The following is a 7,953-nucleotide window of genomic DNA, read 5'->3' as shown; positions in this document are numbered from 1 at the left end:
TGCCTACACAGCCAACGTCGCCATGATGAGCGCGGGCTTCATTCTGGTGGGCATGCAGCTCACCGGCTACTTCGTGTCGTGAACACCCAAGGAACTTTCAACATGTACAACAGCGATTCCCCCACACGCGCCGAGCTGCCTTCTTCCAAACAGCTCTTGCGCTCCACCATCCTCGCCGCCGTGTCGGCTGCGGTCCTTCTCGTGGCCGTTGTGTTGCCGGCCGAATACGGCGTCGATCCCACCGGCATTGGCCGTGTCTTGCGCATGACCGAGATGGGCGAGATCAAGCAACAGCTGGCGGCGGAGGCCGCGGCCGATGCTGCCGCAGCCCCTGCAGCTCCCGCGCAAGCAGACAGCGCCGTTGGCATGGCCACGGCCAACGCTGCTCAGCCGTCAGCACCAGCGCCAGCCCCCGTTGCCGTGGTCGCCGCGCCCAAGGTTGAGTGGCGCGACGAGATGCCCGTCACCTTGACGCCAGGCGAAGGCACGGAAATCAAGCTGAAGATGGTCGAAGGCGGCAAAGCGCAGTACCAGTGGGTCGTCGAAGGTGGGCAGGTCAACTTCGACACCCACGGTGATGCGCCGGGCAAATCGATCAGCTACGAGAAGGGCCGTGGTGTTGCAGCCGATGAAGGTGTGCTGGAAGCCGCGTTTACCGGTAACCACGGCTGGTACTGGCGCAACCGCGGCCAGGCCAATGTGAAGGTGATCCTGCGTACGCGCGGTGAATACACCGACATCAAACAGATGAAGTGATGGAAGGGCGCTGCGGCCTTCGCCGTGGCGCCAGCCTCACCCAAACCCTTCGCAAACCTCTTCTATTCAGCACACCATGAAAACTCTCAAATCCCTCGTCAGCGCAGTGCTGATCGTCGCCTTCCTTGGCTCACTCGCTGGTTGCGACAGGTTCGGCTCACACGGCAAGGATGGCGGTCACGGTCACAGCCACGAGTAGTCGCCTGCGGGAGGCCGGAGACATCTCATCTCCGGCCGTACCGCTTCAATCTTGTTTCCCATACGTTGCGGTCGAGGAAAGCGGCAATAAGGCCGCGCGGCGGCTGTAGGTCAGGCTTCAGAAGCAAAGCGGTCGTTCAAAGGTGAGTGTTGGACGTCTGCAGTTTTGCGAATCTCGTTGGCAAAGACGGTGAGCCGAGTGTCGGCTAACGCTGCACAACGGTCCCACAGCAATGGGGCTATGAACGAGAGCGGCTGGCCTAAATCGTCCGAGTACCCAATCTCGGCTTTACCTGCTTGGTATCGATAATCGGTGTTTTCAACACCACCGAACACACCACAGGCAGTCGTTCGCCGGGTTTCCTACTGCCACGGCAGTGAGCGGTACAGCCCCTGCACCCGGGCCATGGCCGCTTCAAAGTCCGGGAGATCGCCCGCGACATCGTCCTTTAGCCCCTCGTAACCTTGCCGTGCCATGCGCACAACCGCCTCGTCGTCCATCGACAGAGGACCCGGCTCGATCCCCTTGGAGCGACACGAGTCCATCAGCATGTGGTGAATGCTCGCCAGCTCCGGCGCTCCCAACGCATTGGCCAAGTCGGACGAGTCCAGCAGCAGACACACGTCGTAAACATCCTGGCGACGGTTGCGCCTTCGCACGGGCTGCTGCAGCAAGGAGCGCAGCTTCTCGGCGACGATGTTGTGCAAGCTGTAGCTCTGGATGGTGGTGCCGCCATCGAGCTGCAGCACCTCCACCCCGAAGACGACCTCGTTGTAGCTGTAGTCGATTTCCACCACCTGAGCGGAGTTGCGCGCAAGGAGGCGTTTCATCGCACTCTCGCTGCCCATGTCGGCGTAGCCGATCTTCAGGGCCAGCGTCTGGTGTGTCTTGTTCTCGCCTCTGGGCTCGATCTTGCTGGACTGCACACGACACGCAGTCGCGTACGGCAAGCGGTCTGCGGCGGCACCCAGGTGCTGCTCCAGGTCGGTGATCAGCTCTTGCGCCTCCACGGCGACATAGGGCGCGGTGGTGGAGAAGTCGATGTCGCGGGTGTAGCGCGAACTGTCGTAGCGAATGGCCATCAACAGCCCGCCCTTCATCACCATCCTGGCGTGCAGGTGCTGGGAGCGCCCGATGCTCTCCAGGATGATGTGCACCGCCTCCCGAAAACCTCTTTGGGGTTTGTCGGGAGCCTGCTGTACCCAGGCCTCCATGTCCACCTCATTCAACGGCCTCAAGTGCCCTCCCCGGCCAAGCCTTCTCCAGCCTGCCCTTCCCCGTCGCGGCCATCGGTCAACAACGAAGGCACATTGATCGACAGCTTCCAGGTCTCAGAGAACGTCGGGGCGTATTCGCCCTGAGGATCCAGCATGCGCGAGCCCCCGCGCTGTGCAAAGTCCTTCCAACCGTCGATGCGAGGATGTTCGATCTTGCAAACCTCTTCAAGCACGTAGCCAGCCCGCACCTTCTCGATGGGTTTCCCGTGGCGATCGATCTCCTCCAGGATGAGGGACAGGTACTGTGAGCCGTACTCGCGGTAGGCATCCACCACGTGCTGCATGCCCCCGCAGTTGTAGGGCTCACGCACCATGTCCAGAAACACCCTCCCGACCATGGCGACCCTGATCGCGGGAGACTTGATGGCCTTGAATGCCCCGCGGCTGGAGCGCCGCATCAACTCGACACGCACACCCTCAACACGCTCGAAGCCCAAGTACCGCAACATCGGCAGCCTGGCTGCGCGGTGCACCGCCATGTGTTGGCCGAGATCCCTGGCCATCCTCTCTTGAGCCTGCTCTCTCCACTCCTTGTTTGGGGGGGTCGTCAGGTAGAGGATCTTGGAGAAGCGATCCGTGAGACCGTGAAACTCCATCGCACTAAGGTGGGAAACACAGGCAAATGGATCCACCGCACACGCGACCTCCATGGCCGAGGGCTTGGGGCGGCCAAACAATTGGAAGACGGCACCGGGCTTGAAGTCCTTGGCTGGCGCGATCAGGCGAAAGGAACTCAACCGGTCCACGATGGCCTTGTACAAGCCAGGCTCGATGGCTGCATTCGCAGCTGGCAGCTCTGCACACAGCAGAGCGCCCAGCTCATAGTCGGTGACGACCGGCCGTTCCCACATCGCCAATCGGTCTGCAATGCCTTCTGCAGGACCGTCAGCGGCAGCTGAGACTTTTGATTTTGTAGGCAAGAGCTGTAAAATGAACGTCCTTAGGACGTTCATTTTACAGCTCTTGATCTTGAAGCGCAATGTTGTAAGTTTACAATGCTTACGTTGGCGGGCTACAATCTGTCCTCAGGACAGATTGTAGCCCGCCAACAACACTACATGCTGCTGGCCAGCCAACTCTTGAGAAAGCTCCCTCAGGATTCTCAGCAGCCCTAGCTGCCTAAGTGGCTGACAGCATGACATGGCGATCGGTGGCACCCGCCATGCAAGCCTGCTCTGCAAATCGGGAGCGGTCCAACAGATCGCCCCCACTTCGCCGGCACCACCGCCAAGCTACGAAAACTTGCGAAAAATCAGCTTCGCCTCAGCCTTGGCAGTTCGGTGATCAGCGGGTCTCAATGCGGGCAGCGCCAGTCCTTCGTCACCGTCGACATACATCGGCCCACCGAAGTCGCTGTCGTAGAACTGCCCATCCTGCTGACCACCGTCGTGGTACGCCGCCATGGTCGAACGGGTAAGGTCGACCCGATGCTCGAGCGCCAGATACTGCCAGGTCCACGCGCGCATCGCATCACCGTCCTCGACCGCTCGCTCTGCGGCTATCCGCAGCCAGTGGATGTCGCCATGCTCCGCAAAGCGCTCCTCTGCCCAAGCGTCGCCTTGGTGCGCAAGCTCCTCCAGTGCCGAACGAACCCCTCGCTCGGCCGCCACACGCAGCCAAGATGCACGTGCCTCTGGCGTCGTAGCGGCCCGCGCCATCATGAACGCATCAACGTCTCCGGTGAGCCGCTCGGCCAACTCTATGAAATCACGGCGCTCGAAGTGGGTCCCGTACTCCAATGCCGCCGCGCGTACGCCACCGAGCGCTGCCGCTTTCAGATGCGCCTCGTATTTTCGGTGCTGGGGTTCCAGGCGAAGGTAGTCCTCAACCCAGCCACGTTCGGCAGCATTGAGCACCCGGCCCTTGAGTGACTCCTCATACAGGTAGGGATTTGGGGTGCGGCAGCGGTAGAGCGCGGCCAGGAGAAAGTGCGCATGCGGGTTGGCAGACTCGGCCGCCTCCTCCACGCTGGACTTCAGCATGGGTGAGCGCGTGAGCTGCTCAAGTGCTGCACCCGTCGGCTGCACAGGGGCTGCCGACCTGACTTCCTCGAATTCCTCGAAGTCATCGTTGTTATCGTCCTGGGCGTCGCCCTCAGCAACGGCCGGAGAGGCCAGCGCGGCACCCAACGCAGACCAGGAGACAGAGGAGAGTTGGTGCTCAGCGATGAAGACCAGAAACGACCGCGCTATCTCAGCCGCGGCCTGCTGGTGGTAGCCCAGTTGAACCGCTCGACCGATCACTTGGGGCGATGCGTCGGACGGCCGTTCCCCAACACCCGCGTCGGCCAGCACCGCCATGGCCCGAAAGGCTGCCCATGAACGATGGCCGAACGCAGCAGCCAGGAGTTCGTGCACATGGCTGCGTTTGACGGGGCAGTCCGCATGGGTCTGAAGAGTTTGCTGCGCAAGGTGCGCAAGTTCTCTCAAAGTCATGATTTTTCCTTTGGTCAACCTCGACGAATCGGGTCAGACGCACGCGTTTAAGTCCCCGACGACGAGGCCCAAAAGGGAAATCAATGACGATGAGTGAGTACCTGTTTCTACTCGCGTGCAAGTACGGCGGGCGCCTTGGCTTGAATTCTAGGCAACTTGCAGCTGCCACCAAAGTTTTTTCGATCCAATGTCGAACGACATTGGATCATCCCGGCGTCTTCGGCAGACGGCGGGTGCTGCCCTGCCACTCGTAGCTGTCGCCCTTGGGCACACGCATGAACCCTTGACTCGTGAGCTTGAGTCCATTCACCTCATAACCTTGGGTCTTGAGAAACGGCTTGTCAACGCCGCTGAACGAGGCGTTGACTGTGTAGCTGCATTTGACAGCCCCTTTGATCGCCTCTTCAGCCTTTGAACCCATGAAGGCAGCCGCACGGGTCAGTTGCTCCATCTCCTTCCTGGATGGGGTTGTGCAGTCCAGGTCCGTGATCTCAACGGTCTGCAGCTTGAAATAGCCATTACTGGCCGTCTTGGTGTGCCACGCCTTGACGTCTTCTGAGGAGGGGTAACCGTTCGATCCGGCGCCACACGCACTCAGCAAAACTGCGACGCCCAATGCGGTCAGGCTCGGGCGGCAGGAGGAAATGATTTTCATGGTGGTCAATTGCTTTGGTTGGTTTATGAACAGAGGCGCACTCGGCTGCCTCTCTTCAGAATCTCAAACAAAGCATCGGAGTCAAGAGACCCAGGACAGATTTTCTTGTCGGTGATCGCTGGCCAACCCATTCGCTTCATCGGTGGGCCATGGACGGCAAGGCCAACACCCTGCCACCCCAAATCGGCTGAGAAGGCCGGGTCATCGAGATCAGCACCAACCTCACGAGAACTGTGACGTCGTTCTGTGCAACTCCGAGGACATACGGTTGAGGTGAACTGAGAACCACCCAAATCCGATCCTCTCCTGCTCCAATCTCAACCTGGGTTGGATGCGATCGAAGCGCAGTTCGTCATAAACCGCAGCCTCCTCCATCGTCAGGCGCGACAACTCGTGGCGTGCAGGCTCAGTCTCCTCGCCCCATTGCAAAGGATGAACGCGCAAAACGATCCGTCGATTGAGGCAACAAGAAATAGCAGCCCTGCCCCTAGCTCCCTACATAAATGGAGCCACCTGATTGCGCGTTTCGACAGGATGGTTCACGCCGCAGTGAGGCGCGATTCTTTGGCTGACCCACACGTCGTGACCGTCCATGGTCACCCGTGGCCTCACCTTCGAAGAAACCAGCTTCAGCCCCGCGCGCGCACTGTGCGTCGAAGCCGCCACTGGCCTGCCATGGCCTCCTGCGGCCCCTACTGTGACGTTGTTGTCGGGACCCGCCTCCCACGCGAACACTTTTTGGTCGCCAGTGGCCTCGGGTGGCCCACCCTGGCCAATACAACAGCGTGGACAAGGGTCGCCTCGCAAGAGTTGCAGTTTGTGGCCTGCATTGGCCCGACTTGGCCTCCCGTGGCCAACAACTGGTCCGCATCGCTTGCAGAGGTGCGAAGGCCCCAACAGAATTCCCAGCAGCACAATTTTGTGCAGGCAAGAAATCTAGAGAGACCTATGAAACGCGACGCACATCTGATCACTGTTCCCGCACGAGCCATCGACGTGGGCTACGCCAATACCAAATTCACCTGTGGCCACAAGGTGGCACGAGGTGTCCCACTCATCCATGCGGACCTGTTTCCGTCGATCACCGCCACCTTACGGGCAGGCGCTGCTTTCCGACATGCACCCGGCACCCTTGGAGCCGACGGCTGCATCAGCGAAATTGATGGGGTGCCTCACTTTGCCGGTCGTGGAGTCGAGATGCACCTCAAGGGGCTCCAGCCACGGCACGTCATGAAGGACTACTGCACCTCTCCCTCCTATCTCGCGCTCATGCGGGGAGCCATGCACTACATGCTCAGTGACGAAGGGAATCCGAAAGAGATGACGATTCAGCACCTGACCGTAGGACTCCCCCTCAACACCTTTGAAGAATACGAGAACCACCTGCGCGAGCTGGTCATCGGTCGGCACGCCGTGACCAGCCCAGATATTGAAGTGGGTGCAAGGCACGTAACGGTGCTGAACGCCTCCGTCATGGTGCAACCCCTCGGAGCCCTCTACTACTACGGCCTCACACACAAGGACTTCGAGATGAGCGGGTGGAATCTCGTGGTCGACGTGGGCGGCGGAACGATTGACTTTCTGGCGGCCTACGACAAGGTCCCCAACTACGAACGGTCGGGTGCTCATCCAGAGTCGATGCTGGCGTGCGCGTACGAAGTGGCCAAAGCGATCAATCCGGAGCTCAAGAATCAATACGGTGTGATTCAGGCGATTGACCTGGCCATCCGCGACAACCGGGAAACCGTTCGCATTGGCGGCGAGGACTACGAAATGGCCCGATACAAGGGTGCCATCAACGAGGTCCTGCGCAGGGGTTACGAGGCAATGCTAAACACGGTTGGCGCCTTGAATGACTTTGACAACATCTTGGTCTGCGGTGGTGGTGGTGCGGTGTTCTTTGAATTTCTCCGTGAACACGCACCCGGACTGCGGCGCCGCCTGAAGATGGATGGTGGCTCAACCTTCTCCAACGTGCGCGGCTTCCAAGTAGTCGCCGACTACGCTGCGAATGAAGCCTACGCGAACGGTTGATCAAAGGGAGCACACCATGGTGCAACGAAAACGATCACAGAATCCAGACGAAGCTCTGCGGGTCCGAGTCACGATTCCCCCCGATGGAGTTGGAGTCCTGGACTATCTCAAGGGGATCAGCCCTGCAGGTCTCAACATGGAGATCCTGCAGTTGGTCCACTTGGGCTACCAGTTCCGAATGGCCATGGGCCGCTGGAGCTTGCCGCCTTTCGGCCAACTGCATCCCACGCCAACTGCAGTTGAAGCGTCAGTCGCTCCCCTGAATCTATCGGTTCCCACTGGCGTACCTGAAAACATCCAAGTCAACGCTGCCGATCCCTTGGAGGAAGGAGCATCCGTTGCCAGTCCGTTCGATGCAAGCTTTAAGAGCATATTCGGGCCCGCGTACGAACGAACAAGGAACCGAAAGGCGTCGGCCTGACTTGGCCAGGAGTGGGATTAAGTGACGCAGTCGCCATCAACTCGATCAACAACAGATCGTGGTGAGGTGAATACTTCAGGGCGGCGCGCGTCAAGGTAGTTGTCGCCTGAGTCACGCAGCTTTGAGCTGAGTATGTTGAACGCAGGTGGCCAGCTTGACCACCTCGTCTCGTTCTG

Annotated in this window: 7 protein-coding genes; 2 read left to right on the top strand and 5 right to left on the bottom strand. The window is 59.9% G+C overall.

Annotated features, from left to right (window positions below):
* The coding region (locus J2X09_RS26710) for a hypothetical protein (RefSeq protein WP_310309896.1) at positions 1 to 756 on the top strand (756 nt) is incomplete at its 5' end.
* A 561-nt stretch (positions 757 to 1,317) separates the two neighbouring features.
* Here the strand turns inward: J2X09_RS26710 and J2X09_RS26705 are convergent.
* From J2X09_RS26705 to J2X09_RS26685, 5 genes are all read right to left on the bottom strand, one after another.
* Positions 1,318 to 2,193, bottom strand: coding sequence for a nucleotidyl transferase AbiEii/AbiGii toxin family protein (locus J2X09_RS26705; protein ID WP_204735929.1), 876 nt, complete (start codon positions 2,191 to 2,193; stop codon positions 1,318 to 1,320).
* Positions 2,190 to 3,212 (bottom strand): type IV toxin-antitoxin system AbiEi family antitoxin domain-containing protein, encoded by a 1,023-nt coding sequence (locus J2X09_RS26700; RefSeq protein ID WP_310309893.1) that lies wholly within the window; start codon positions 3,210 to 3,212, stop codon positions 2,190 to 2,192. The genes J2X09_RS26705 and J2X09_RS26700 overlap by 4 nt, the downstream gene beginning before the upstream one ends.
* 252 nt (positions 3,213 to 3,464) lie before the next feature.
* Positions 3,465 to 4,667, bottom strand: a complete 1,203-nt coding sequence (locus J2X09_RS26695; RefSeq protein ID WP_204735928.1) for a hypothetical protein — start codon at positions 4,665 to 4,667, stop codon at positions 3,465 to 3,467.
* A gap of 205 nt (positions 4,668 to 4,872) precedes the next feature.
* The gene (locus tag J2X09_RS26690; RefSeq protein ID WP_204735927.1) at positions 4,873 to 5,322 is read right to left on the bottom strand and encodes a hypothetical protein; all 450 of its coding nucleotides are present in this window, start codon (positions 5,320 to 5,322) and stop codon (positions 4,873 to 4,875) included.
* A 222-nt stretch (positions 5,323 to 5,544) separates the two neighbouring features.
* Entirely contained in the window at positions 5,545 to 5,796 is a 252-nt protein-coding gene (locus J2X09_RS26685; RefSeq protein WP_204735930.1) for a Wadjet anti-phage system protein JetD domain-containing protein, read from the bottom strand.
* A 474-nt stretch (positions 5,797 to 6,270) separates the two neighbouring features.
* On the opposite strand from J2X09_RS26685, the gene J2X09_RS26680 reads away from it, so the two are divergent.
* On the top strand, positions 6,271 to 7,356 hold the full coding sequence (locus J2X09_RS26680) for a ParM/StbA family protein (RefSeq protein WP_204735926.1): 1,086 nt from the start codon (positions 6,271 to 6,273) through the stop codon (positions 7,354 to 7,356).
* The last annotated feature ends 597 nt before the right edge of the window (positions 7,357 to 7,953 follow it).

It is taken from the genome of Hydrogenophaga laconesensis (assembly GCF_031457235.1).
In the GTDB taxonomy this organism is placed as follows: domain Bacteria; phylum Pseudomonadota; class Gammaproteobacteria; order Burkholderiales; family Burkholderiaceae_C; genus Hydrogenophaga; species Hydrogenophaga laconesensis.
This window is presented reverse-complemented; position numbering and strand designations above follow the sequence as displayed.